The sequence below is a fragment of the Natronobacterium haloterrestre genome (assembly GCF_900112205.1).
In the GTDB taxonomy this organism is placed as follows: Archaea; Halobacteriota; Halobacteria; order Halobacteriales; family Natrialbaceae; genus Natronobacterium; species Natronobacterium haloterrestre.
Genome location: NZ_FOKW01000002.1, coordinates 309,144 through 333,248, shown reverse-complemented (window position 1 = coordinate 333,248; position 24,105 = coordinate 309,144). Strand labels below are relative to the sequence as shown.

Here is a 24,105-nt window from a genome sequence, read left to right as displayed (position 1 = left end):
GACGATATACGAGCCAGCCGTTTCGAGAAACGGATTCGACGGCAGGCCGAGCACCGTTCTCGCCGTCGGAAGCGAAACGCTACCGACGGAGGTCGTTCGCGGATGACCGCGACGTCACGCTCCCCGACAGCACCCTGACGAACTGCGGCCGGCGACGAAAGGTAACAGGCGGCCCCGCTCGTCCGGTTCGGGTTCCTCCCGGCTCGAGTCTCATCCGTCCGATCCGTCGCCGAACGTGAACACGTCCTCGCCGTCGGTTGAATCGTCGTCCGATTGCTCGGTCGTGTCAGCGTCTCGGTCGACGGTGTCAGCGCCGGCATCACCGCCGTCGGTCGACTCCCGGGTTGCGTCGACACCCGCGCCGTCGCCCGCCGGATCGTCCTCGATACGGCCGTCGGCCCCATCGATGACCCCGAGGGGATCGGAACCGACGCCGTCCCCCGCGTCGTTTACCTGTCCCTGTTCGCCCTCACTTTCCCGCACCGACTCCGGGTCTTCGATGCCCTCGAGACCGACCGATTCGTCGTCGGCTCCCCCTGTGGAATCGGCGACCGAACCGTCGGCAGTTCCGGAATCGACGGTCGACTCGGACTGGCCGTTCTCGCCGGCCCCATCGACCGCCGGCGTCTCGAGTTCCGGCCCGGCCCCGTCGGGTTCGGGTTCGGCGTCGGTCTCGAACCGGTCGAGCGCCTCCGAGAGCCGCCCCGCTTGCTCCGAGAGACTCGAGGCCGATTCGGTAACCTCGGTGAGCGCGGAGGTCTGTTCCTCGGCCGCCGCCGCGACGTTCTCTGCCTCGGCAGTCGTCTCCTCGGAGATCGTCGCCGCGCCGTCGACCATCGCGACGACCTCCTCGGTCGACGCGGCCTGTTCCTCCGTGGCCGCCGAAATCTCTTGCACGCCGACGTTCGTCTCGCCGGCCAGGTCCGCGATCTCCTCGAGCGCGTCGACCGCTTCCTGGACTTTCCGACCGGCATCTTCGATTTCGGCCGTGGTGTCTTCGACCTCCGCCGCGGAGCGTTCGGTCCGTTCCCGGATCGCCTCGAGGCGTTTCTCGGCTTCGTCGGCCGCCTCGGCGACGTTTTCGGACAGCGCCTTGACCTCCTGGGCGACCGCCGCGAACCCTTCGTCGTCCTCGCCGGACGCCGAGCGGGAGGCTTCGATGTTCGCGTTCAGCGCCAGCATGTTCGTCTGGCGGGCGATCTCCGAGATGGTCGCGATCAGTTCGTCAATCTGCTGGACCTCTTCCTCGAGACGACGGATCTCCGTCACGGCTCCCTTGGCGTCGTCCTCGATCTCGTCCATCGCCACGACCGCGTCCCGGGCCGCCTCGCGTCCGCTTTCGCCGGTTTCGGCGGTCCGTTCGGCGAGATCCGCGACCTCGTTCGAGGAGGCGGCGATCTGCTCCGTGGTCGTCGAGAGGGCACTCATCTCCCCATCGACCGACTGGAGCGCCTCGTTCTGCCGTTCCGCGCCGTCGGAGATTTCCTGGATCGACTCGGTCACCTGCCGGGAGGCCGACCGGACCTCCTCGCTCGAGGCCGTGACCTGTTCGGAGGCGGTCGCGACGGCGGTGGCGAACCGCTCGGCCTCGGCCACCGTGGTTTCGATCTCGGCGAGCATCTCGTTGAACTCGGCCGCGATCGCGGCCATGGCCTCGTCGTCCGCGTCGCCGCCGTCGACGTCCATCCGCGCGGTCAGGTCGCCATCGGCGGCGGCCTCCATCACGTCGCTGTACTCGTCGGCCTTCCGCTCCAGCCGTTCGTTGATCGCCTCGACGCGTTCGCGCTCGTGTTCGGCTTCCTCGCGGGCAGCCTCGGCCTCCTCGATCTGGTCGCGCAGAGCGACCCGCATCGAGTCGAAGCCGTCGTAGAGCCGGCCGATGTTGTCGATCCGTTTCGTCTCGAGATCGACGTCGAGGTCACCTTCCTCCATCCGTTCGGCTTTCCGGGTCAGTTTGTCGATCGACGAGGCCGTGTTCCGGCCGACCACGGCCCCGACCGCGCCGATCAGGAGGACCCCGACGGCGGTCGCGATCAGTCCCCACTCGTTGACCGCTGCGACGAAGCCGTAGGTCTCCTCGATCGGCTCGTGGGTGACGACGACCCAGTCCGTGCCCGAGACACGGGCCGCGCTGGCGACGTACTCGTCGGCCTCGAACCCGTAGCTCTCGAGGACGCTCGGGGCACCGTCGAGTTCCTGCGTGCTCGCCCCTTCCGTCCGTGCAGCCTCGAGGAGGCCGGCATCGCCGTCGTAGGCGCTGTTGAGCGTCTCGTACTCGTCGCCGTAGCCGGCGTCGTCGAGGATGATCCGATCCGCCCCGTCGACGACGACCGTCGTCACCTGCTCGTCGTCCTGGAACTGGCTCCCGTAGGCCTCGAGGTCGGCGGTGTAGACGATCGCCCTGTCGTCCTGTCCGGGGACCGAGAGGACGTACGTGATGACCGCGGTCTCCTCGCCGAGTTCGCCCTCGAGCACGTACGGACTCGAGACCCAGGGCACCTGTTCGGTGGCGCTCTCGTAGGCCTCCTCCGGCACGTTCTCGATCTCGTCGGCGGACGCCTCGCGGAGGTCGCCCTCGGTGCTCGCGAGGACGGTCCCCTCGTCGGTGTCGACGTAACTGATCGCGAAGGTGTCGGCGTCTAAGTGTTCCTCCCAGTCGAGGAACCGTTCCTGGATCGCCGCCGGATCGTCGGCGGCGACGACGCCGGACCAGGCGATCACCCCGATCGTGTGCTCGTTCTGCTCGTTCCACATCTGTAGCCCCTGTGCCTCCTGGCCGGCGAACTCCGCGTGGTCGTCCTGCACCCGTTCTTCGACCTCGTGTGTGATGCCGGCCGTCGCCACGAACCCGATCAACCCCACCGACAGTCCGAGCACGAGCAACGCGATCCCGAACTTGACCGCGTACCTGCGTCGGATGGCTGCCGGTACCAATCCTCGAGGGAAATCCATGCCACCGGACACATGAGTACAACGACATATAAATTATGACGTATTATTATCAGATCCGATAACCGCTGGCATCGCGATCGGCCTTCGATCGGAAACTGCACGGGACCAATGGACGAATATCGTTGTTTAAATCGGCGATATATCGTTACTATCTTTCACAATTTCCTGGTCGACTCCGCGAAAGTGAATCCACACCATCACGTCACTCCCACAACTATTAAGAATTATAAACAGAAATACTGGTCGAGATGACCGGATCGGAGCACGGGTTCGAAGAGGGGGCAACCGGAGAGCACGGGGAGCGAAACGACACGGCGACCGGCCGGCGTCGGCGTCGGTTTCTCGAGGGCGCGGCGGGAGCCCTCGCGGTCGCGTCCGCGGGGTGTCTGGACGACGCGGGTACGGAAGCGTACGGCGCCGTGGTCGGCAGCGAGACGGCAGACGACGGGGTGACGATCGGCCTGCTCGCGCCGGACCCGGACGGCGACTTCGTCGGCCGGTCGATGGCCCGCTCGGCGCGGATCGCCGTCGACGAACTCAACGACGCCGGCGGGATCGCCGGCCACGAGGTCGAACTCGCCGTTCGCGACACGAACGCGAGTCCGCTCGAGGCCCGCCGCCAGTACCAGCAACTCGTCCTCGAGGACGACGCGGACGTGACGGTCGGGATCTTCGACAGCCCCGCGCTGTTGAACGTCCTCGACGACGTCGCCGAACAGGAAACGCTTCACCTCACGACCGGTGCGGCGACCTCCGCCGCGAGCAGGCTGGTCAGTCGGCAGTACGAGGACTACAGGTATCACTTTCGCGTCGGCCCGACGAACGACCGCGACCTCGGGCGCGGCGTCGTCGACTTCCTCGCAGACATGGCCCCGGAGATCGGCTGGGAGTCGGTCGCCGTCCTCGCCGAGGATTACGACTGGACCGAAGGGCCGTGGGACGTCTACCAGGAACGACTCGAGGACACCGGCGTCAGGGTTACGCTAGAGCGGCGATACCCGCCCGCGACCGACGACTTCTCGGGACTGTACGACGAGGTCCAGGAGTCGGGTGCGGACATCGCGTTGATCACCACCGCACACACGGGGACCGACGCCCTGCGGGACTGGAAGGTACCCCAGCCGCGACCGTTCGACTTCGGCGGGATCCACGTCCCGATGCAGTTGCCGAGTTACTACCGGCAGACCGGGGGAGCCTGTCGGTACGGGATCGGCCACACTAGCGCGACGGCCCGCAGCCGGAACACCGAGAAGACCCAGCCCTTCGTCGATAGCTATCGGGAAGAGTACGAGTCGAACCCGGTCTACACCGGCTATCACACCTACGACGCGGTGATGCTGTACGCCGAGGCCGTCGAAAGCGCCGGGACCTTCGACGACGGGGAACTGGTCGACGAACTCGAGTCGATCTCGTTTACCGGCACCGTCGGAACCCTCGAGTTCTACGGTCCGGACCACGAGTTCGCTCACGACCTCGAGTACGGCTCCGAACAGTTCCCGTTCTTCCAGTGGCAGGAGAACGCCGCCGGGGTTGGCGTCCAGGAGGTCATCTGGCCGGACGAACTGGCGACGGCGGAGTACGAGGCACCGCCGTGGTTACGGGAGGCTCGATCCTAGTTTTCGGCAGCATCGGCCGACGAGTCCTCGACGCCGACCGCTTTCGAGACGTCCACCTCGTCGGGTCCGTCGCGTCCGCCGACCACGAGCTCGCCGTCCTCGGTCTCGACGTAGGCGTCGTCCGCGAACCCGCCCTCCGCGTGGGGGTGTTCGGGATCCTCGAGTTTCTCGGGCGTCGACGGGGCCGGCGCCAGCCCGTCCCGCGGCGCGAACTGGCCAAGCGGGTCGTCGATCGTGATCTCCCACGTCTCGAAGAAGTCCCGGTAGCGCTCGTAGTGGGCCTCGAGTTCGTCGACCGGGAACTCCATCATCTCGGTCCAGCCGTGGTTGTAGAAGTCGAAGTTGGCCTGGATGTGGGTGATCTCGCGGGCCTCGGCCTCGGAATAGCCGTCCTGGAGCGCCCGGAGGTAGGTGTCGACCGTCGCATCGAACAGGCCGTCGAGGTGGTCCTTCCGTTCGTCGGCCCGCTCCGGATCGGCCTTCCCCAGGAAGACTCGCGTGTGAAGCCGGACGAGTCCCGACTTGGCCGCCGAGCGAACGACCGGCGTCTCGAGGGCCTTGCGGGACGCGAAGTGACGTACGTTCTGCTGGAGTTTCATACACCGTCCTATGGAGGGAGCGCTAAAGAGCGGTTCGGACCCGGAACCCGTAAACGGGGAATGATAGAGATATGAGCGCATACCCCGCCTTCCCGTGAGTGACGAGTGTTCCGACGCTCTGTCGGAACCGAGGAGCGAACAGGCGGGGGTCGAGCGGACAGCATAGTGTGACAGTCCACCGTTCTATTGCAGGGTTGGATTTCCCACCATTTCCGCAAGATATTCGCCATGACATGACCATAGTATGTAGCACGGATGAAGACCACACGGCACGCAACCTACAATCTTAACTACCACATAGTGTGGCTCCCGAAGTCTCGCAGAACCGACGGTTCTGCGGATATCGCGGAACAGGGGTCCGCTCAATACCGCAACGCGGTACTGACGGGAGAGGTTGCCGACCGTGTGGAATCCATCCTCCACGAAATTGCCGACGAGAAAGGCTTGGACATTCAAAACCTGACTGTTCAGCCTGACCACGTTCACCTGTTCGTCAGTAGCCCGCCCAAACACAGCCCATCGCTGCTCGCCAACTGGTTCAAGGGCATTTCCTCACGGAAATACAACCACCGCCACGCCGACCACGACGGCGAGAAAATCCAGTGGGCACGCGGCTACTACGCCGGAACAGCCGGGCACGTCTCCAGCGAAACTGTCGAAAACTACATCAGCCGACACAAGGGGGCCGAAGCGTGACCGAACTCACGAAAACGCTCGAACTGAAGCTTGTGGACCCGAACGTCCACAAGCGTCAGAAGCTTCGTGAGACAGGGGACGCTTACCAGCAGGCGCTTCAGGCCGCGTTCGCCGCTGGTTGTGACACACAGTCAGCGACCAACGACGTGGTTGTCGAGTACGACCTGAGCGGCTACGCGAAAAACGCCCTCAAGAAGTACGTCCCACAACTCTGTGGAAACAGCTACGACGCCGACGAGCTTCACGACGACCACCCGGTGCGGTTCACTAACGAGGGACTGCAACTTGACCACCAGCCACAGAACGCTATCGAGTGGTACGTCAAAATCCCGCACCACGAGGATTACCACCTCTGGATTCCGGCACGCGCCAATCCCGAACAGCGGGATTGGCTCGAAGCGGTGTACGCAGACGACGCCGAGATGGGTGAGAGTCGGCTGTTCGAGCGGGACGGAACGTGGTATCTCCACGTCACCGCTACCCGCGACGTGGAGGACCAATCTGAGGCGTCCGCCGACGAGCGGACGCCCATTGGTGTGGACATCGGAGAAGCGAGTCTCGTCACGGTGTGTCACCGCGACGACTCTGGTTCTCCTGTTCGCCCTCACCTGTGGGCCGACGACGGCAAAGCCGTTCGTCGGCTCCGCAAAACCTACTTCACCGCCAAGCGACGGCTTCAGCAGCGCGGCAGTGAGCGAATCGCGGAGTCCTACGGCGACTCGCTGTGGGACCAGATTGACGATGTGTTCCACCGTGTGACCAGCGAGGTCGTTGAGTACGCCGAGTCTGTCGAGAACCCAGTGCTGGTGCTGGAAGACCTGACGTACATCCGCGAAAACATGGACTACGGCGAGTACATGAATCGACGGTTGCACGGGTGGGGCTTTGCCAAGCTCCACGCACAGATTCGCTACAAAGCCGCCGAGAAGGGGATTTCCGTCGAGACGGTGAATCCCCGGAACACGTCGAAGGCGTGCCACGCCTGCGGTGAACATGGCTACCGGCCACGACAGGCGACGTTCAGATGCTCGAACGACGGCTGTTGGGTCGGTGAGTATCAAGCCGACGTGAACGGGGCGATAAACATTGCAGACCGCTACCGTAGTGGAGAGAGTCACCGCCGAAGCGACCGGAGTTCCCGGCAGAAGGCCGGTGACGATGTCGAGAAAAATCGAAGATTTTTCGACCATTGGAAATCTTCGATTTCCAAGAACTCGGCTACGGATGGGGTGGTTCGAGAGAGCGAAGCTCTCTCGTCATCACGAAAGGCGCTTTGCGCCTTTCGAACGACCTCTTTGACCGGGCCACAAGACAGCCAAGCCGATGCTGAAAACCAGCAGACGACGCTTGGAACGTATGCGTCTTGAGACCAACAGGCCGCTACACTCGGCCTGAAATCCCGTGGTGGGATTCCTCCGCGTTCACGCGGAGGAGGAGGTCAACGTGGGAATATATTCGGGTATTACGCGACAAACGTCCGGACGGTTCAGCTGAACGAGCAAAATGAACGAGATAGCAACCCACTTTAACCCGCATTACGAACGGTCCGGATATGACAGAGTACGTCATCATCGGTGACGGGATCTCGGGCAGTTCGGCTGCCGAGACCCTCCGGGAGGAAGACCCGGATTCGGAGATTACCGTCATCACCGATGAGGGGGAGGCACTGTACAATCGGATTCTGATCAAGGAACACGCGAAAGGGAAACTCCCCGAGGCCCCGATCTCGATTCACGAGGAAAACTGGTACGCAGAGCGGGACATCGACCTCTCGCTGAACACCTACGTCACTTCGGTCGACACCGACGAGAAGGTCGTCCACACCCACGAGGGCGAGGAGTTCGGCTACGACAAGCTGCTGGTCGCGACCGGCGGCACCCCGACCCAGCTCCCCGTCGACAACAGCGACGCCGACGGTATCCACCACTTCTGGACCTTCCAGGACGCTCGAGCGATCAAGGAAAGCGCCGAGGAAGCCGAGAAGGGCGTCGTCGTCGGTGCCGGTCTGCTGGGCATCGACTTCGCGGCGGTCTGTGGCGCACAGGGCGTCGAGGGCAAGTACCTGATGCGGGGCGACCGCTGGTGGCGCTACGCGCTCACGAGCGACGGCGCGGAGATCATCCACGACGGCCTGCGCGAGAAAGGGGTCGAGCCGGTGTTCGACAGCGGCGTCGATCACTTCGAAACGGACGACGACGGCCACGTGAGCGCGGCCGTCGACCCGAACGGCGACCGCTACGAGTGTGACTTCGCCGGCGTCGCGATCGGGCTGACCTTCAACACCGAGTTCCTCCGCGGGACCGGCATCGAGCGCGACAACGGGATCATCGTCGACGAGTACATGCAGACCAACGTCGAGGACGTCTACGCGGCCGGCGACATCACCCGGTTCCACGACGTGTTGCTCGGCGAGCGTGCCCAGAACGGCTCCTGGGGCTCGGCCAAGGAGCAGGGTCGGGTCGCCGCGGTCAACATGGCCGCCGACGACGAGGAGGAGGTCTTCGAGTGGGTCTCCTCGTACTCGATCACGCACTTCGACTTCCCGTTCCTCTCGTTCGGCCACCCGACGCTGGGCGAGGAACACGCCGAGCGCAAGTACAGCGACACCGAGTGGCGTCGCATCGCGTTCAAGGACGGCAAGATCGTCGGCGGCGTCCTCATCGGCGACCTCTCGCCCCAGAGCAAGTTCAAACAGCTGATGCGCGAACAGCGCGAGGTCGCCGACCAGGCCGAAGTGCTGCTCGAGCAGTCCGTCGACCTGGACGAACTGGCACCCGCCCAGCAGTAAGCAGTAGAGCCAGGCCCGGGATCGCCCGTCACCGTCCGTTCTCCGACTCTATCGTACTTCGGTTCGGTTCCGTTCGTCGCAGCGTCCACGGTACTCGTCACCGTCGATCATCCCCTCGAGCACGCCGTCTTCTCGCGTCCTCGAGTCGCCGAACGGTCCGGGACGCGTGAAACGCACGGCGATCGGCGACCCCGATTACGCGTCCGACTCGGCCTCGAAACCGATCGCGTCTCGGATCCACCGGAGGTACTCGTCGTCGGCGTCGATCTCCGTATAAGTGATCCCGGGCAGGTCGTCCTCGTGGCGTTTCTCGACGAACTCGTACAGCGCGGAGAGTTGTGCCGAGTGGGTGAACGCGGTCACCGTCCAGTACGTTCGTTCGGCGACTTCGCCGTCCCACCGGTAGTGACTCGTGCCCGACGTGATCCGGGTTCCCGCAGCGAGCCGGTTTTCGACGAGTAACCGCGACAGTTCGGTGGCGTCCGACTCGTCCGGGACGCCGATACGGACGGCGAGGTGTGACATAGCCCCACCGAGGCGTGTCGTTCCGAAAAAACCCCATCCGACCGGCTCCCGTCAGCTCCCTGCCCCCCCCTCACGAGTCCTCCCGTGGCCTCCGATACCGCTCTCAGCGGACGATCGTCACCGGCACCGGCGCACGCCGTGCGATCCGCTCGGCCACGCTCCCGAGCAGGATTCGGGAGACGCCCGTCCGACCGTGGCTCCCCACGCAGATGCGGTCGACCCCGCGCTCTGCGGCCAACTCGATGATCTCCGTCGCCGGCGGCCCCTCGAGCAGTTCCGTTTCGATCTCGGCCGGCGGCTCCCGCCCGGTCGCCCGCTCTCGGGCCTCCTCGAACAGCTCTTCGGCCCGCTCGCGACGTCTCTCCGCCATGGTGTCCGACCCGAGGTGTGCGAACTCGCCGTAGCCGCTCTCCGAGAGGTCGACGACGTGGGTTACTGTGATGTCGGCCTCCGGGTGTTCCTCGAGCGCGTACTCGAGTGCGGCCCAGCCGGGTTCGGAGTCGTCGAGCGCGACGAGCAGATCCATACGCGAATGTACGGCGAGCCAACACTTGAGTGTGAGCACGGTCGGGGCCGACGGTTTCCGGACGAAACGAGGAACCGATCGGACCGGACGGACGCCGAGGGGTATACGCCTTGCAAAGCCAACCTCCGGAACGATGGGGGTCGGATGCGTAGGTTTGCGAACGCGTCTCATGAGCACCAAAGAGCCGCGAGAAGCGGACATCCTACGGCCGATCCAGACCACGTCGACGAAATACTACGCGGCGGTCGCGATCGCCGGACTCGCCTTGCTCGTCTTCCTCGTCGGCTGGGCCTATCAGCTCTGGGAGGGGCTGGTCGTGACCGGACTGGCCGACTGGGGGACCGGCGGCGGCGTCACCTGGGGAATCTACATCGGCGCGTTCATCTGGTGGGTCGGCATCGCCCACGGGGGGATCATCCTCTCGGCAGCGGTACGCTTGCTCGGAATGGAGCGGTACATGCCCGTCGCTCGGCTGGCCGAGATGCTGACGCTCGCCGGCCTGTCCGCGGCTGGCTTCTACATTATCGTCCACATGGGCCGGCCCGACCGAATGGTCACCAGCGTCCTCGGACACTACCACATCACGGTCCACAACTCGCCGCTGGTGTGGGACGTGACGGTCATCACCGCCTACTTCGTCCTGACCGCGACGTACCTCGGGTTGACGCTGCGGTACGACGTCACACGGTTGCGCGACGAGTTGCCGGATCACTTCGGGCCGATCTACAGCATCATGACGATCGGCTACACCGAGAAGGAAGACGAGATCGTTCAGCGGATGGTCTGGTGGCTCGCACTCGCGATCATCATCATGGCCCCCCTGTTGCTCCACGGCGGCGTCATTCCGTGGCTGTTCGCCGTGCTGCCGACCTATCCGCGCTGGTTCGGCGGCGTCCAGGGGCCGCAGTTCCTCACTATCGCGCTCACCTCCGCGATCAGCGGCGTGATCATCCTCTCGTACGGCTTCCGGCGTGCGTACGACTGGGAACACATCATCACCGACGACATCTTCCGTGGGCTAACGCTGTGGCTCGGCTTCTTCTCGCTGCTTTTTCTCTGGCTGCAACTCCAGCAGGTCACCACGGGCACGTTCTTCCCGCCCGTCGAACTCGACGCCGCCTGGCACGCGACCCTCGAGGAAATCGGCTATCTCATTTCGATGAGTCTGGTACTGATCGTCCTGGCGTACATCTTCGCCCAGACGATCCGCCCGACGCTGTTCACCAAGGGTCGTGCCCTCCTCTGTGCAGTCGCGGTCCTTTCCGCGACGCTCACCGAGAAGGTGCTGTTCGTCGTCGAGGGCTTCCTTCACCCGGCCTTCGAGATCTACGGCGCGACCCCGGGGACGTACGTGCCGAGCCTGATCGAACTCTCGTCGATCACGGGAACGATCGGGATGGTCGCGCTGTTTTTCCTCTCGATCGCGAAGGTCGTGCCGGTGGTCGAACTCCACGCGATCGAGCACCTGCGGGCCGAACGCGACGAGGAAGGGAGCCACGACTGAAGCCCTTCCGCGGCTTTTTGCGCTCACTCGAGCCGAGCAGGTACGGCCTCCGCGATCGACCGCAGCCACGGCTCCAGGTCGCCCGACTCGAGCGCCTCGACCGCGGCCGAAGCCGCACCGGTTGCGTCGACGCCACAGTCGAACGCCCGAGCCACGTCGTCGGCCGTCCTGACCCCGCCGCCGACGAACACCGCCGTCTCCGGGGCGATCCCGTCGACCGCTTCGACGAACGCCGCGATCCGCTCGGGACGGCTCCGGACCGTTCCCTCCTCGGCGGCGATGTCGTTGGGCTGCTCGAGGAGCAGACAGTCGGGCCCCGGCTCGAGCGCGAGCGCGGCCCGTGCGGCTGCGAGACTCTCGACCCAGACGATCGACTCGAGGTCCAGTTCCGCACAGCGCTCGAGGGTCGGACCCACGGCGGAGAAGGGGAGCCGGTTGCCGGGGTGAGTGACGAAGACGCCGTCGGCCCCCGCTGCGGCGACGGCCTCGCAGGTGACCTCGCCGATCCCCGCCTCCTCCCGCCGGACGGCAGTCTGGGCGACGACCGGCAGGTCGGTCCGTTCGGCGACCCGCGCGAGGTCGGGGAGCTGGGGTGCGAGGGCGAACCGGCGACCGGTCTCGGACGCGACCCGGTCTATGGTTTCGGCGACCGCGAGGCCGTCGTCGCCGGCGGTCCCCTCGGCGGTCTTGACGTTGACGAGAAAGAGCGGATACGACAGCCCCATACGGCGCTACTCGGAGTAGCCCTCCTGGAGGAACGTTCCCTCGGTCTCGTACATCGCGACCAGTTCGGCGACGAACTCCTCCGGGGACTGACCCTCGTCGCGGTGGCTTTCGATGCGGTCCATGAGGTCGTCGTCGATCTCGAGCGTGTTTGTCATGGGCGTTCTCCTCGGACGTACCGTCGGTCCGGGAGGGCATATAGCTCGGGGGCGCAGTTGCGTCGTCCCGGCGACCCCAACGAACACTACGATCTCGAGCGTACCCCGTGGTATGGATCCGATCGAGATCCGTGAGACGATCCCCGCGCTCGAGTTCCACCTGGACGACCGCAACGACCGGATTCGGGCCGTCATCGAGGATGTCTCCGGCGTCGGGCCGGCGATCTCGAAGGCGATCGCCCGCGAGTACGACTCGCTCGCCGACTTGCGCGGGACCGGTTGGGACCGCCTCGAGTCCGTCCCCCTACCCGTGCTAAAGGTTACATTCCTAATCCACAGCATCTATAACACATAACCAATAATAATAGTCATTAGAAACTACTAGAAATTATAAGAAAAATATATTTTTATCGGTGTGACATTCGGACTGTGGGAACTAACCTTTCCCGACGGAGGACGATGAAGCTGCTTGCAGCTGCAGGATTACTCACTCCATTTGCGAGTACTCCAGTTACTGCTAGTGATGAGCGAAACGAAATGGACTACAGTGTCGATCACCACAGTGATGAATTCGATGAGAAAACAATAACAAATAGTGGTGCCATTGACTATGTAGAGCAGAGAGACTTAGAGAATCCTGCTACGTCACCCTCAACCTGGCAAGCTGGGTCATGGGTTAATGCATCTGATGATAGTAGTGATAGCAATACGTGGACGGGTGATGTCTGGTTTTCAGGGTGTGACAATAGTCGAGTAACCATTGAGCAAACGGGTAGTGCGCCGTCAGAGCTCGTTCTTGAAACAGTGCATCTGTACAAAGGTGATGAAGATGACGACGACTTCCCCTCCGAATATGCAGAATGGGCATTTGATGCAGTCTGGGCTATTGCTACCGATAGTGCTCCATTCCCAATTCCATCCCCAACAGGTCTTATGGGGGTTGAGGATGAGGACGACAAAAAGACTAAGATTGACCGAACAACAGTCGATATCTCATTTGACGATCCGACACCAGCAATTGATGACGAATCTAGTACGACGCAATCTGTTGACTGGAAATGGGATGTAATGGGTACTCCAGAGTCAGGATGGCACCATGTGGGTGCTAATAGAGAAGTCGAACGCGGGTACTACTACTTATCAAGCGGTCAAACGACGTTCGAAAATGAGTCAGAACACCAACTCCGAATGATATCTGCTTTTTGTTACTACCGCTCAGATTCCAGCGATTGTGAGTTTGATGAACCACCGGGAGGAATTACACCTGAAGAGAGCCAATGCTGTGAAGTTGATGCACTAGATCTTGCAATCGATATTACAGATTCTCACATCGAACATGCCCAATCTCAAGCAGCAGAAATATCTACAGTTGAATCGAGTGAGTTTGGTGAGCAAGCCAAAGCAAATGTTGATATTGCTGAAAAGTTAGATGATCCATTTAGGCGCCTAGTTGCATATCGTTCGGCTGCAGCGCTTGCTGCAGGAAGTATCGCACAGCAGAGAGCTCGCGCCGATGAACTAGACAGAGAACGACTCCCCCAACATACAGAATCGCTAAAAGATAAGATTGATTCACATCAATCCCGACTCGCTTATACTGGAGAATCGCTTCCTGAAGCGCTTGCAAAAGCTTCAGAGATTGAGCGGAGTTTAATTTCTTCCCAGACGTGGTCCAACCAAGTCCCAAAAATATTAGAAAATAATAATTTGGATAACGAAACACGAGCGATGTATGCTGAATCGGGACTTGAATTCGCCCGTGGCAACCTGCATGACGCGAAAATCTTCCAGGAAGCGGTTGACTCTGCTGACCACAATGGATCTGACTATGAGTCCAACATTCGAGATCAGTATGAACGCTTCTCTAAGGCCATCTCGACGAGGCTGAGTGGTGTCTCTCATGACGGTGATCACGCCAGCTATGTGCTTGAAAACGCTGAAGTATATTTCGAGCGAGCAAGGGAGAGATACGAGCAGGAATACATCGGTTTAGCATTGCTGGACTTGCTTTATGCACGGACCTATATTGACGCCTCGTCGCTAGTGGCTTCAGACGATCTGAACGCAAAAGATCGAGATACACTAACTGTAGAGCAGGAACTCACTACGGATGAATTCAATCAAATGGCAAGTAGTGCAGAGTCACTGATTGCTCTACCAATTCTGAATGTTGCGAAGATGGAATTGGGCGAAGGGAACCAATGCCTTCGTGATTTTGATATTTACGGGACAGATCACTATCGTAAGAGGTCATACGTGCACTACCGAACTGCCCAAGCCCTTATGGAACTTGCCCAGGATGCTCATGAACTGTTGTCTGGTAACTAATTGAGTATCCAAGGGTATTTCACTCCAGGAATTTAATAAATTGATGTGGAGTAACACATAGATTTAGATGAGTAATCCATATATGCCCTTCAGGCGTCAGGTGATATCCGTTGCAGTAGTTTTGATAGGAGGACTTGCTGGTTGTACTGAATTTTCAAACCAAGACACCCTTGGTATAGTGGATCAGGTCGATATTGATAATAATACTAACGAGGAGTACACTGCAACTGTACGGATCCACAACGATGAAACAGTATATAATGAAGAGACACACATTCCTCCAAATATTAGAGAAGGCGTAGAGATTCCGCCTCACGAACCAGGAACGTACACTGTGGAGGTTACTATTGAAGAGTTAACCACTACACGGGAAATGAATATTTCCGAGCATATTTCAGAAGAAGAACCCTGTATCAGTCCGATATTTCGGATTGAACCAGAGAGTACAATGTTTTCTGATTCGCATACCTATTCTGAGTGTTAAATTCGATCAGTCCATGCGAACACCTCTACAAGCCGTTTCCGCATGAACTCGCGTCGATACTCTCGGCGTTCGTACTCCGAGAGGTAGTTTTTCAGGACCACAGACGGATCGCTACTCCCCCGTTCAGCAGCGATCACGTCGAGATTCTTGAGCAGGTCGTTCATCGCCTGGTTGTACATCGTGTACCAGAACCGCCGGCCCATCTTCGAGGTCGGTTCCTCCCCGTATACCCGGACGTTTACCTGTTCGGCCAGTCGTTTGAACCGCGCCTGGACGGTGCCACCCGTGATATGGCCGGTTGCGGACTGCCGCGAGGGGAACAGATACCCCGACCACTCCTCGCGACGCTCGAGTTGATCGATCCGCTCCGACAACGCCTCTCCCCCATAAATCAGCGCGACCGTGCCCGGCCCGTTCTTGCGCTCGTCGAACGTGATATGTGGATCGTCGCCGTCGCGTTCGAACGGTGAGTCGTGCAACGACGCGACCTCGTTGCGCCGCAGGTCCCATGCACACACCGCGAGGACGAGTACGCGTTCGGCTGGCGTCTCGGCGGGCGCGTACAGCTCGCTGACTTGCTCGCTGGTGAGTATCGGGTTGTCCGGTTCGTCGGGTCCCAGATTTCCGCATGGTCGACGTTCTCGGCCGGGTTGAACGCCGCGCCGTGGCGGGTGACGAGATGGTCGTAGAACTGGCGGACGTCGCTGAGGTACCGCAGCATCGACTGGTAGCTCTCGAGGTCGTGCTCGAGTTCGTCACAGACGGCTTCGACCCGCCGGAGTACGTCGTACTGGTTGGCCTCGGCCATCACGCGGTCGACGATCGTGCCGGTCGCGTGGACGTCGTCGTACAGCCGGACGTAGGTGCCGAGCCGATAGCGTTTCGAGTCGACAACCTACTGCAACTGGGGTGCGGGCGGACCGAGTCCCCGTCCTGTCGTCAACGCCGCACGGGAGGCGCTCGAGGACCACGAGTTCCGAGCGCCGGCCGAGAACCTGGCGAGTCCGCGTGAGTTCGAGTCGGGACTGGTCACCGTCGCGGTCGACGAACCCGAGCGGATCGTCGATCGGGTCGCCGAGTCGGACGTGGTCGTCCGGTCGCTCCCGACCCCCGAGGCGATCCGGGTCTCGCTGCACGCGTTCAACACCCGCGAGGAGGTCGACCGGGTCCTCGAGGCGCTGTCGCCGGCGTGGTAGCGGCGGTTACTCGGTTCCGTCGTCGGTCGAGGCGTCGCCGTCCGTATCGTCCGCCTCGGCCGCCATCTCGAGCAGCGTCGTCCGGTCCTGCTCCTCGAAGTACGCGGGCGCGTCGTTGTCGGCCTCGAACTCGACGACGCGCCGGATCGCGTCCGTGCCCGACTCGACGTCGGTCGCCAGGTCCGCCGCGAGTTCGGTGTAGTCGGCCGCCAGTTCCTGGAACGCCTGCATCCGCGTATGCTTGGCTTCGGCGAGCAGCTGTTTCTCCTCGAGTTCGTCCTGGAGTGCCTCGATGGCCTCGAGGTCGACGTCGCTCTCGCCGCTGGCTGGCGCGGTCGTCGACGGCGGGCGCTCGGTCGCCTCGACGTCGTCCGGCAGGTCCTCGAGCCGGGAACGGATCTCTGCAGTCCGCTGGTCGATCTCGTCGAGCAGGGCGTCGGCTTCGGTGGCCATCGTATCGACCCGTCCGGAGAGGAGGCCGGCCTGAGTGTGACAGTAGTCGACGAGTTCGTCGACCGAAAGCGAGGGGTTCGAATCCGTCCCGTCGCTCGTAGCGGCCGAGGCATCGGCGTCGACGTCAGCATCCGCGTCCGCATCGGGATCGTGATCGGGAGCTGCGTCCCCGTCGTCGTCCATACGCCCCGTTGGTGCTACCGTCCGAAGACACTTTGGTCCGCTCGCTGGATCGGCCGGCGACCCGTGTTCCTCGGCAGGTCGCCGGTCGATCCCTCGAGCGGTCGGCCACCCGCTGCTAAATTGCTAGCACATATCACGGTGTTGGGCTTTCAGACCCGTTAAGTCCCTCCGACCACTGACTGCACACGATGAATCGAGCACCGCGTCGGACGATCGAGCGACCCCTCTTCGTCGCCGAAACATGAGCAAGGAGTACATCGAAGTACGAGGTGCGGAGGAGCACAACCTCAAGGACCTCGACGTCGAGATCCCCCGCGAGGAGTTGACCGTCGTCACCGGCCTCTCGGGGTCGGGCAAGTCCTCGCTGGCGTTCGAGACCGTCTACGCCGAGGGCCAGCGCAGGTACATCGAGAGCCTCTCGGCGTACGCCCGAAACTTCCTGGGCCAGATGGACAAGCCCCAGGTCGAGACCGTCGAAGGGCTCTCCCCGGCGATCTCGATCGACCAGAAGAACGCCGCGAACAACCCCCGCTCGACCGTCGGGACGGTGACGGAACTGCACGACTATCTCCGTCTTCTCTACGCCCGCGTCGGTACCCCTCACTGTCCCGAGTGCGGTCGCGAGGTCGGCGAGCAGTCGGCACAGAACATGGTCGAGCGCATCCTCGAGTTGCCCGAGGGGACGAAGGCGAAACTCGCCGCCCCGGTCGTCCGCGACCAGAAGGGGGCGTTCGAGGACCTGTTCGAGGAACTGGTGTCGGAGGGCTACTCCCGCGTCGAGATCGACGGCGAAGAGTACGACCTCACGCTCGACGACCCCGATCTCGACGAGAACTTCGACCACACCGTCGACGTCATCGTGGATCGCGTCAAGGTCTCGACCGAGGCGCGGCCCCGGATCGTCGACAGCGTCGAGACGGCCCTGGACGAGGCCGAGGGCGTCCTGAAGCTCATCCTCCCGGACCCGCCGGAAGACGCCGCAGCGGATCTCGGCGAGGAGGCCCGACGGACGGGCGCGCTGGGCGACGAGAGCGAGGAGGACGACCGCTTCGTCGTCGAGTTCTCGAAGGACCTCGCCTGCACGCACTGTGGCATCGACGTCCCCGAGATCGAGACCCGCTCGTTCTCCTTCAACTCGCCCCACGGTGCCTGTCCGGAGTGTGAGGGGCTGGGCGAGACCAAGGAGATCGACGAGGACCTCGTCATCCAGGACGAGTCCAAGCCGCTGAAGGAGGTCTTCGAGCCCTGGAGCTACAACCGCTCGTACTACCAGACGCGACTCGACGCCGTGGCCGAGCACTTCGACGTCTCGCTGTCGACGCCGTTCGAGGAACTCGAGGAGGAGATTCGGGACGCGTTCCTCTACGGGACCAGCGACCAGGTGCTGTTCATGCGCAACACCAAGAACGGCACCCGGCGCAAGAAGAAGCGCTTCGAGGGCGTCATCCCGAACCTCGAGCGCCGGTACGTCGAGACCGACTCGGACTCGACCCGCGAGCACATCGAGGACTACATGTCCGTGACGGAGTGTCCGGCCTGTGACGGCACCCGCCTCAAGCCCGCCTCCCGCGCCGTGCTGGTCGACGACACCTCCATCACGGAGATCAACTCGATGAGCATCGGCGACGCCCTGGAACACTTCGAGTCGATGGAGGCAGACCTCACCGAGCGCGAGAAGGTGATCGCCGAGGAGATCCTCAAGGAGATTCGGGCGCGACTCGGCTTCATGGTCGAGGTCGGCCTCGAGTACCTCACCCTCGATCGCGAGGCCTCGACGCTGTCGGGCGGGGAGAGCCAGCGCATCCGCCTGGCGACCCAGATCGGCTCCGGCCTCGTCGGCGTCCTCTACGTGCTCGACGAGCCCTCCATCGGGCTCCACCAGCGGGACAACGACCGCTTGCTGGACACGCTCGAGGAGCTGCGTGACCTGGGCAACACCCTGCTCGTCGTCGAGCACGACGAGGAGACGATGCGCCGGGCGGACAACGTCATCGACATGGGCCCCGGTCCCGGGAAACGCGGCGGCGAGGTCGTCGTCAACGGCCCGGTCGAGGAGGTCAAAGACTGCGAGGAGTCGATCACCGGCGACTACCTCTCCGGGCGCAAGCAGATTCCGGTTCCCGAGGAGCGTCGCGACCCCGACGGCGGTCCCGCGAGCGAAGCGAGTGGGACTACGTCGGACGAGCGAAGCGAGTCCGACGGCACGCTGACGATCCTCGGCGCCCGCCAGCACAACCTCGACGACCTGGACGTGGACATCCCTCTGGGCTGTTTCACGGCGATCACCGGCGTCTCCGGCTCCGGGAAGTCCACCCTGATGCACGAGGTGCTGTACAAGGGCCTCGCCCGGGAGATGAACGACAACACGTCGGTCATCCCGGGCGACCACGACGCCCTCGAGGGGCTCGACGAGGTCGAGACGGTTCGGCTGATCGATCAGTCGCCGATCGGCCGCACGCCCCGCTCGAACCCGGCGACGTACACCGGCGTCTTCGACTACATCCGCGAACTGTTCGCCGAGACCAAACTCGCCAAACAGCGCGGCTACGAGAAGGGCCGGTTCTCGTTCAACGTCAAGGGCGGCCGCTGCGAGGAGTGTGGCGGCCAGGGGACGGTGAAAATCGAGATGAACTTCCTGAGCGACGTGTACGTCCCCTGTGAGGAGTGTGACGGGGCCCGCTACAACGACGCCACGCTCGACGTCACCTACAAGGGCAGGACCATCGCCGACGTCCTCGAGATGTCCGTCGAGGAGGCCTACGAGTTCTTCGAGTCCTCGAGCCAGATCCGCCGGCGCCTCAAACTGCTGAAAGACGTCGGCCTCGATTACATGAAGCTCGGCCAGCCCTCCACCACCCTCTCGGGCGGGGAGGCCCAGCGGATCAAACTCGCCGAGGAACTCGGCAAGCGCGACACGGGCGACACCCTCTACCTGCTCGACGAGCCGACCACCGGGCTACACAGCGAGGACGAACGCAAGTTGATCGACGTCCTCCACCGGCTGACCGACAACGGCAACACCGTCGTCGTCATCGAGCACGAACTCGACCTCGTGAAAAACGCCGACCACATCATCGACCTCGGGCCCGAGGGCGGCGAGAACGGCGGCCAGGTCGTCGCGACCGGCACGCCCGAGGAAGTCGCCCGCCTCGAGGACTCCTACACGGGCCAGTACCTCCGGGACCTGTTGCCCGACGTCGACCTCGAGGGGCCACGCGGCGAGCGCGTCGAGCCGGTGACGGCGTCGCCTCCGACCGACGACGACTGAGACGGATTACTGTACCGATTTCCCGGCGCGGCCGCAGAACGGGTTGCGCCGGAACTGACGGAGAGCAGTCCGTACGCTACCCCGACTCCGATCGACTATCTTCTTCCAAGGAGAGAATCCCGTCGTTTACGACGGGTGTGAATCCGACAACGTCGACACAAACCACGTTCAGCAGATATACGGATATTTAAGTCGAATCGGCTCGTAGTATGACGTACACCGAGGCGGCATGACCGCCCACCTAATCGGACAATATCGGGACTCCGAGACCCAGAACGTTTGAGACACACTCTTGAACCGCTGTGGTGTCTCTGTCAAGATAACTCCGAGTCCCTCCCGGGATAGGAGTAACGGCGGTGTGGCCCCGCCATCGGCCCGTCATACCGACGAGTCGCAAACCAGCAAATATCCCAACCCAGCGGTACGGTGCCGTGGGAAGCCTCGCCGTTCACGGCGAGGAGGAGGTCACTTGCTGCGGAAACCCCAACCGTTACCCACCGGGCCGCGAAACGGAGCCACCGTGACTCGCAAGGAGGACGTCCGTCGCCGACTCGCCGGCGGCGGCGCGGTGTCGATAGCGATAGCGGGGCTGCTGGTTCTCGCGGTCGGCACGCCGACGGCCCCGACGGAGGTGCTCCCGTTCGCGTGGCTCGTCGTCAGCGGGGCGGCGCTGCTCGCGGCCGGTCGCCTCGAGCGGCTTCCGCTGGGCGTCGTGGCGGTCGGCTGGCCGCGCGTCGCGGCCGTCGGGCTAGCGATGCTCTCGATCGGCTCGAGCACGCTCGGGTTCGGACGACTGTTCACCGCCTCCGACATCTTCGGGCTGGCTCAGGCGGCGCTCGCGCTGTTTACCGCGCTGTTGCTCGCGCTGGCCGCGCTCGAGTGTCTGCTGGGTGGCGTCGGGTTGGACGGAGAAGCGTTCCTCGTGGAATGAGCGGACGGAACCCTCCCAGTCGGCGGGCCGAGACGGCTTACTTCGCCGGTTCGGCCATCAGCGGCCGCGCCTCGCGCCTGGCGGCCCCGTAGACAGACTCAGCCCACTCGCGGGCCGCCGGATCGTCGGTATCGAGCAGCACCCGAACCGTGCCGCTGGTCCGCTCGTAACAGCCGACGGCGATCCGTTCGTCGAAGATCCCGATCCCATAGGGCGGCAACTCGTCGTGGACCAGCAGCGTGAGATTGCCGCTCTCGAACAGCGCCGAACAGTAGTCGGGGTATGTCTCGAGGATGTACCTGGCCACGTCCGGCGGATCGACCACCTCCGTCTCCATCCCGCCGACGATCCGGCGGCGAAAGACGTCCTTGCACGGCTCGAACAGGGCGAGATCGGAGCCGACGAACCGAAACTCCGACGTCTCCTGGAGCAGCGACTCGAACCGGTTCACCGGCGCGTAGGGATCGGTCGGCTCGGCGACGGTTACCGTCGCGTCGGCACACATCTCGATCGTGAACCCCCGTTCCTCGTCCGGGAGCAGATGCCAGACGTCGCGGAGCGCCCGTTCCGTCTCGAGGCGGTCGATCAGTTCCTCCATCGTAGTCGCGACGAGCGTCCCCAGTTGCGTCGCCTCGTAGCGGTTCCCGGTTCTACGAATCCAGGCGCGATCCTCGAACGCGCGGAGCGTGCGCCGGACCGTCGACGACGAGGCGCCGGTCAGTTCGCGCAGGTCCGCCCGACTCCGCGGCCGGGCCGCTAGTGCGACGAGAATCGGGACTCGATGCTCCGAACGGACGAGGTACGCGATGTCGTCGATAGCCGACCCTGTAGAGACACGGCTCTTGATAGCAGGGCACATAGAAGGACTACTCCCAGCGCGGATATAACTATTCAGTCGCTCGAGCCGGACGGTCCCGTCGCGAAGAACGAATTGGGGTCGGTTCCCGCCGATCAGACGGTCTCCATGTGTTCGTGTCGCAGGTCGTCGTCGGTGAACTCCTGCCCGTGGACCTCCCGCATGTGGTTTCTCGCCAGTTCGATGGCCTCGGATTCGTCCTCCGATTGGACGATGAATCGACAGTCGGCGGCTTCCTTCTCGCAGTCGAGTCGGTGTGCTTGTGGCATGGCTGGTCCCCAGGGGAGAGCAGGCGCTCGGAGACGAGATAGCTACCTCCTGCCGGAACGGCAGGGGGTGACAGGGTTGGCACGCACTGCACGCCGGCCGCCGAGTCGGCGGGTTGCCGAGAGCTACGGGGTGATCGCCGCCAGCACACCTCGTTTGTACGAGGGGCACGTACGTCGACCATGGCGAGAGCGTACGCAGCACTTCGGGACCGCCTGCTCGTCTGTCGTGCCGTCGGGGATCACGACCCCGTTCCGAGCGACTGGACGACCGTGACGCGCCTCGAGGGCCACACGCTCGAGTGTGTCGCCGCGTCGGCGGACGCACCGGAGCGGGTCTTCGTCGGTACCTTCGAGGGGAGCGAGGCGCGCGGCGCCTCGGAACTCGGCGGCCTCCACCGGAGCACGGACGGCGGCGACACCTTCGAACGCCTCGAGACTGGATCCGACTTCGTCAGCGACACCGTGATGTCGCTGACCGTGAGCCCGCACGACCCCGACGTCGTCTACGCCGGGACCGAGCCCAGCCGCGTCTACCGCAGTACGGACGGCGGCGACTCCTGGAGCCACCTCGAGGGGATCGTCGACCTCCCCTCCGCCGAGGAGTGGTACTTCCCGCCGCGGCCCCACACCCACCACGTCCGCTGGCTCGAGGTGGACCCGGTCGATCCCGACCGGCTCTACGCGGGGATCGAGGCCGGCGCGTTCGTCTACACCGAGGACGGCGGGGAGACGTGGCACGAACGGCCCGAGGGAGCGCGCCGGGACAACCACTCGCTCGCGACCCACCCCGACCGCGAGGGACGGGTCTACGCCGCGGCCGGCGACGGCTACGCCGAGAGCGACGACGGCGGCGAACGCTGGAGACAGCCCCAGCGAGGGCTCGAGCACACCTACTGCTGGAGCGTCGTTCCCGACCCCGGCGACCCGGGTCGCGTCCTCGTCTCGAGCGCGAGCGGCGCCTCCCGGGCTCACACGGCCGGGTCGGCGGAGTCGTACGTCTACCGGAAGGCCGACGGGGAGCCGTGGGAGCGACTCGAGGATCGAGGGCTGCCGACCGGCGAGGGCGTCGTCCGGGCGGTCTTCGACACCCCCGGACGGCCGGGCGTCGTCTACGCCGTGACCAACCGGGGGCTGTTCGTCACCGACGACTTCGGCGACGAGTGGGAGCGCGTGGAGATCGAGTGGGACGAGGCCCTCGAGACGGGGACGCCTCGCGGGATCGTGACTCTCCCGTCGTAACGTGATCGAACGGCTCACTCGAGCAACGCGATCACGTCAGTCGACGACGCGCGAGCGCTCGAGTAGGACGACGACCGCGACGGCGTGGACGGGCGCCAGGACGGCGGTCGTCGCGAACGTCCCCCCGGGAAGACTCGCGAGCGTCCATCCGGTGAGGCCGACGACGAGGATCACGCCGAAGACCGTCCAGCCGTGGCCACGCGTTAGGCTGACGCTCTCCAGCAACGCTCGCTTCGGACCGCGGCCCGCGACGAGCAGGCCCGGAACGGCAAAGAGCCGGACGGCGACGGCGAGGTACAATACCAGTAGCGCCAGCCCCCACAGGCCCATTCCCTGGAGCGCGTCGATCGATCCGAGCGCCCGCTGGACGAGGTCGACGGCGAGGACGTACCCGAAGACGGAACCCACGGTCGCGATCCGTACGTCCCGATCCATCGCCCGGGCCATCGTGACGACGCCCGCGAGGACGACCACTAGTAAGGGAAGTAGATACAGCGCGAGCCCCCAGACGAGATACTCCAGGTGGAGGCCGACCAGCGACTCGAGCGGCGTCTTCGTCCCTGCCACGCCGGTCGGATAGCCGGCGTACGCGAGGTCGATCGAGAGGCCGTTCTCCCTGGCAACCTCCCGCTCGAGAGTAGGGATGGGATCGTGTCGTCGGAGCGCGTCGACGACAGTGAGAACGATTCCCGCGGCGAGGAACGGAACGAGCGCTGCGGGACTCTTCCGGAGCCGACCGACGGCCGTCGAGAGGATGACACCGACGGACAACTCCCGCCGGTCGTCCCCGTCGATTCTGTCGTGTGACACG

The 24,105-nt window shown here is 63.6% G+C and carries 22 protein-coding genes and 1 pseudogene; 12 read left to right on the top strand and 11 right to left on the bottom strand.

Going from position 1 to position 24,105, the window contains the following annotated elements:
- Positions 1 to 210: 210 nt before the first annotated feature.
- Complete coding sequence (locus BM113_RS05675) at positions 211 to 2,952, bottom strand: methyl-accepting chemotaxis protein (protein WP_089786134.1); 2,742 nt, start codon at positions 2,950 to 2,952, stop codon at positions 211 to 213.
- Between the two features lie 248 nt (positions 2,953 to 3,200).
- Between BM113_RS05675 and BM113_RS05670 the strand changes: the two genes are divergently transcribed.
- Positions 3,201 to 4,568 (top strand): ABC transporter substrate-binding protein, encoded by a 1,368-nt coding sequence (locus BM113_RS05670; RefSeq protein WP_089786132.1) that lies wholly within the window; start codon positions 3,201 to 3,203, stop codon positions 4,566 to 4,568.
- Here the strand turns inward: BM113_RS05670 and BM113_RS05665 are convergent.
- Complete coding sequence (locus tag BM113_RS05665; protein ID WP_089786130.1) at positions 4,565 to 5,167, bottom strand: DUF6149 family protein; 603 nt, start codon at positions 5,165 to 5,167, stop codon at positions 4,565 to 4,567. The genes BM113_RS05670 and BM113_RS05665 overlap by 4 nt on opposite strands.
- A gap of 255 nt (positions 5,168 to 5,422) precedes the next feature.
- Between BM113_RS05665 and tnpA the strand changes: the two genes are divergently transcribed.
- From tnpA to BM113_RS05650, 3 genes are all read left to right on the top strand, one after another.
- Positions 5,423 to 5,863: an IS200/IS605 family transposase gene (gene tnpA, locus BM113_RS05660; RefSeq protein ID WP_089786128.1), complete on the top strand. Its 441-nt coding sequence runs from the start codon at positions 5,423 to 5,425 to the stop codon at positions 5,861 to 5,863.
- Positions 5,860 to 7,230 (top strand): RNA-guided endonuclease InsQ/TnpB family protein, encoded by a 1,371-nt coding sequence (locus tag BM113_RS05655; protein WP_089786126.1) that lies wholly within the window; start codon positions 5,860 to 5,862, stop codon positions 7,228 to 7,230. Before tnpA ends, BM113_RS05655 begins: the two co-directional genes overlap by 4 nt.
- Before the next feature lie 185 nt (positions 7,231 to 7,415).
- The gene (locus BM113_RS05650; protein WP_089786124.1) at positions 7,416 to 8,651 is read left to right on the top strand and encodes an NAD(P)/FAD-dependent oxidoreductase; all 1,236 of its coding nucleotides are present in this window, start codon (positions 7,416 to 7,418) and stop codon (positions 8,649 to 8,651) included.
- Positions 8,652 to 8,846: 195 nt separating this feature from the next.
- Here the strand turns inward: BM113_RS05650 and cutA are convergent, their stop codons facing one another.
- Both cutA and BM113_RS05640 read right to left on the bottom strand, forming a co-directional pair.
- Complete coding sequence (gene cutA / locus BM113_RS05645) at positions 8,847 to 9,176, bottom strand: divalent-cation tolerance protein CutA (protein WP_089786122.1); 330 nt, start codon at positions 9,174 to 9,176, stop codon at positions 8,847 to 8,849.
- A 103-nt stretch (positions 9,177 to 9,279) separates the two neighbouring features.
- Positions 9,280 to 9,702, bottom strand: coding sequence for a universal stress protein (locus BM113_RS05640; protein WP_089786120.1), 423 nt, complete (start codon positions 9,700 to 9,702; stop codon positions 9,280 to 9,282).
- 169 nt (positions 9,703 to 9,871) lie between these two features.
- On the opposite strand from BM113_RS05640, the gene nrfD reads away from it, so the two are divergent.
- A complete protein-coding gene (gene nrfD, locus BM113_RS05635) occupies positions 9,872 to 11,206 on the top strand; it encodes an NrfD/PsrC family molybdoenzyme membrane anchor subunit (RefSeq protein WP_089786118.1) in 1,335 nt (444 codons plus the stop codon).
- Positions 11,207 to 11,229: 23 nt separating this feature from the next.
- On the opposite strand, the gene BM113_RS05630 is transcribed toward nrfD, so the two are convergent.
- Positions 11,230 to 11,931 (bottom strand): triose-phosphate isomerase, encoded by a 702-nt coding sequence (locus tag BM113_RS05630; protein ID WP_089786116.1) that lies wholly within the window; start codon positions 11,929 to 11,931, stop codon positions 11,230 to 11,232.
- 6 nt (positions 11,932 to 11,937) lie between these two features.
- Complete coding sequence (locus tag BM113_RS22215) at positions 11,938 to 12,087, bottom strand: DUF7557 family protein (RefSeq protein ID WP_177209106.1); 150 nt, start codon at positions 12,085 to 12,087, stop codon at positions 11,938 to 11,940.
- Between the two features lie 112 nt (positions 12,088 to 12,199).
- On the opposite strand from BM113_RS22215, the gene BM113_RS05625 reads away from it, so the two are divergent.
- The 3 genes from BM113_RS05625 (at position 12,200) to BM113_RS21795 (ending at position 14,899) form a co-directional block, all read left to right on the top strand.
- The gene (locus BM113_RS05625; RefSeq protein ID WP_089786114.1) at positions 12,200 to 12,442 is read left to right on the top strand and encodes a helix-hairpin-helix domain-containing protein; all 243 of its coding nucleotides are present in this window, start codon (positions 12,200 to 12,202) and stop codon (positions 12,440 to 12,442) included.
- Between the two features lie 104 nt (positions 12,443 to 12,546).
- Entirely contained in the window at positions 12,547 to 14,415 is a 1,869-nt protein-coding gene (locus BM113_RS22575; RefSeq protein WP_245757977.1) for a hypothetical protein, read from the top strand.
- Between the two features lie 67 nt (positions 14,416 to 14,482).
- Positions 14,483 to 14,899 (top strand): hypothetical protein, encoded by a 417-nt coding sequence (locus tag BM113_RS21795; RefSeq protein WP_143095807.1) that lies wholly within the window; start codon positions 14,483 to 14,485, stop codon positions 14,897 to 14,899.
- On the opposite strand, the pseudogene BM113_RS23075 reads toward BM113_RS21795, so the two are convergent.
- Positions 14,896 to 15,788 (bottom strand): annotated as a pseudogene (locus tag BM113_RS23075) (site-specific integrase); the annotation flags it as partial. The gene BM113_RS21795 and the pseudogene BM113_RS23075 sit on opposite strands and share 4 nt — an antisense overlap.
- A gap of 196 nt (positions 15,789 to 15,984) precedes the next feature.
- Between BM113_RS23075 and BM113_RS05610 the strand changes: the two are divergent.
- A complete protein-coding gene (locus tag BM113_RS05610) occupies positions 15,985 to 16,095 on the top strand; it encodes a hypothetical protein (protein WP_007140099.1) in 111 nt (36 codons plus the stop codon).
- Between the two features lie 6 nt (positions 16,096 to 16,101).
- Here BM113_RS05610 and BM113_RS05605 read toward each other — a convergent pair whose 3' ends face one another.
- Positions 16,102 to 16,731: an ATP synthase subunit B family protein gene (locus BM113_RS05605; RefSeq protein ID WP_089786111.1), complete on the bottom strand. Its 630-nt coding sequence runs from the start codon at positions 16,729 to 16,731 to the stop codon at positions 16,102 to 16,104.
- A gap of 241 nt (positions 16,732 to 16,972) precedes the next feature.
- On the opposite strand from BM113_RS05605, the gene uvrA reads away from it, so the two are divergent.
- On the top strand, positions 16,973 to 19,999 hold the full coding sequence (gene uvrA, locus BM113_RS05600) for an excinuclease ABC subunit UvrA (protein WP_089786109.1): 3,027 nt from the start codon (positions 16,973 to 16,975) through the stop codon (positions 19,997 to 19,999).
- Positions 20,000 to 20,519: 520 nt separating this feature from the next.
- Positions 20,520 to 20,930 carry a DUF7994 family protein gene (locus tag BM113_RS05595; protein WP_089786107.1) on the top strand — a complete coding sequence of 137 codons (411 nt, stop codon included), beginning with the start codon at positions 20,520 to 20,522 and terminating at the stop codon, positions 20,928 to 20,930.
- A 37-nt stretch (positions 20,931 to 20,967) separates the two neighbouring features.
- On the opposite strand, the gene BM113_RS05590 is transcribed toward BM113_RS05595, so the two are convergent.
- Both BM113_RS05590 and BM113_RS21785 read right to left on the bottom strand, forming a co-directional pair.
- Entirely contained in the window at positions 20,968 to 21,789 is an 822-nt protein-coding gene (locus tag BM113_RS05590; RefSeq protein ID WP_089786105.1) for a helix-turn-helix transcriptional regulator, read from the bottom strand.
- A 92-nt stretch (positions 21,790 to 21,881) separates the two neighbouring features.
- Positions 21,882 to 22,055 (bottom strand): DUF1059 domain-containing protein, encoded by a 174-nt coding sequence (locus BM113_RS21785; RefSeq protein ID WP_143095806.1) that lies wholly within the window; start codon positions 22,053 to 22,055, stop codon positions 21,882 to 21,884.
- Positions 22,056 to 22,235: 180 nt separating this feature from the next.
- Here BM113_RS21785 and BM113_RS05585 point away from each other — a divergent pair, with 180 nt between their 5' ends.
- Positions 22,236 to 23,294, top strand: a complete 1,059-nt coding sequence (locus BM113_RS05585) for a WD40/YVTN/BNR-like repeat-containing protein (protein WP_089786103.1) — start codon at positions 22,236 to 22,238, stop codon at positions 23,292 to 23,294.
- A gap of 36 nt (positions 23,295 to 23,330) precedes the next feature.
- Here the strand turns inward: BM113_RS05585 and BM113_RS05580 are convergent, their stop codons facing one another.
- Positions 23,331 to 24,104, bottom strand: a complete 774-nt coding sequence (locus BM113_RS05580; protein ID WP_394327710.1) for a hypothetical protein — start codon at positions 24,102 to 24,104, stop codon at positions 23,331 to 23,333.
- Position 24,105 lies beyond the last annotated feature (1 nt).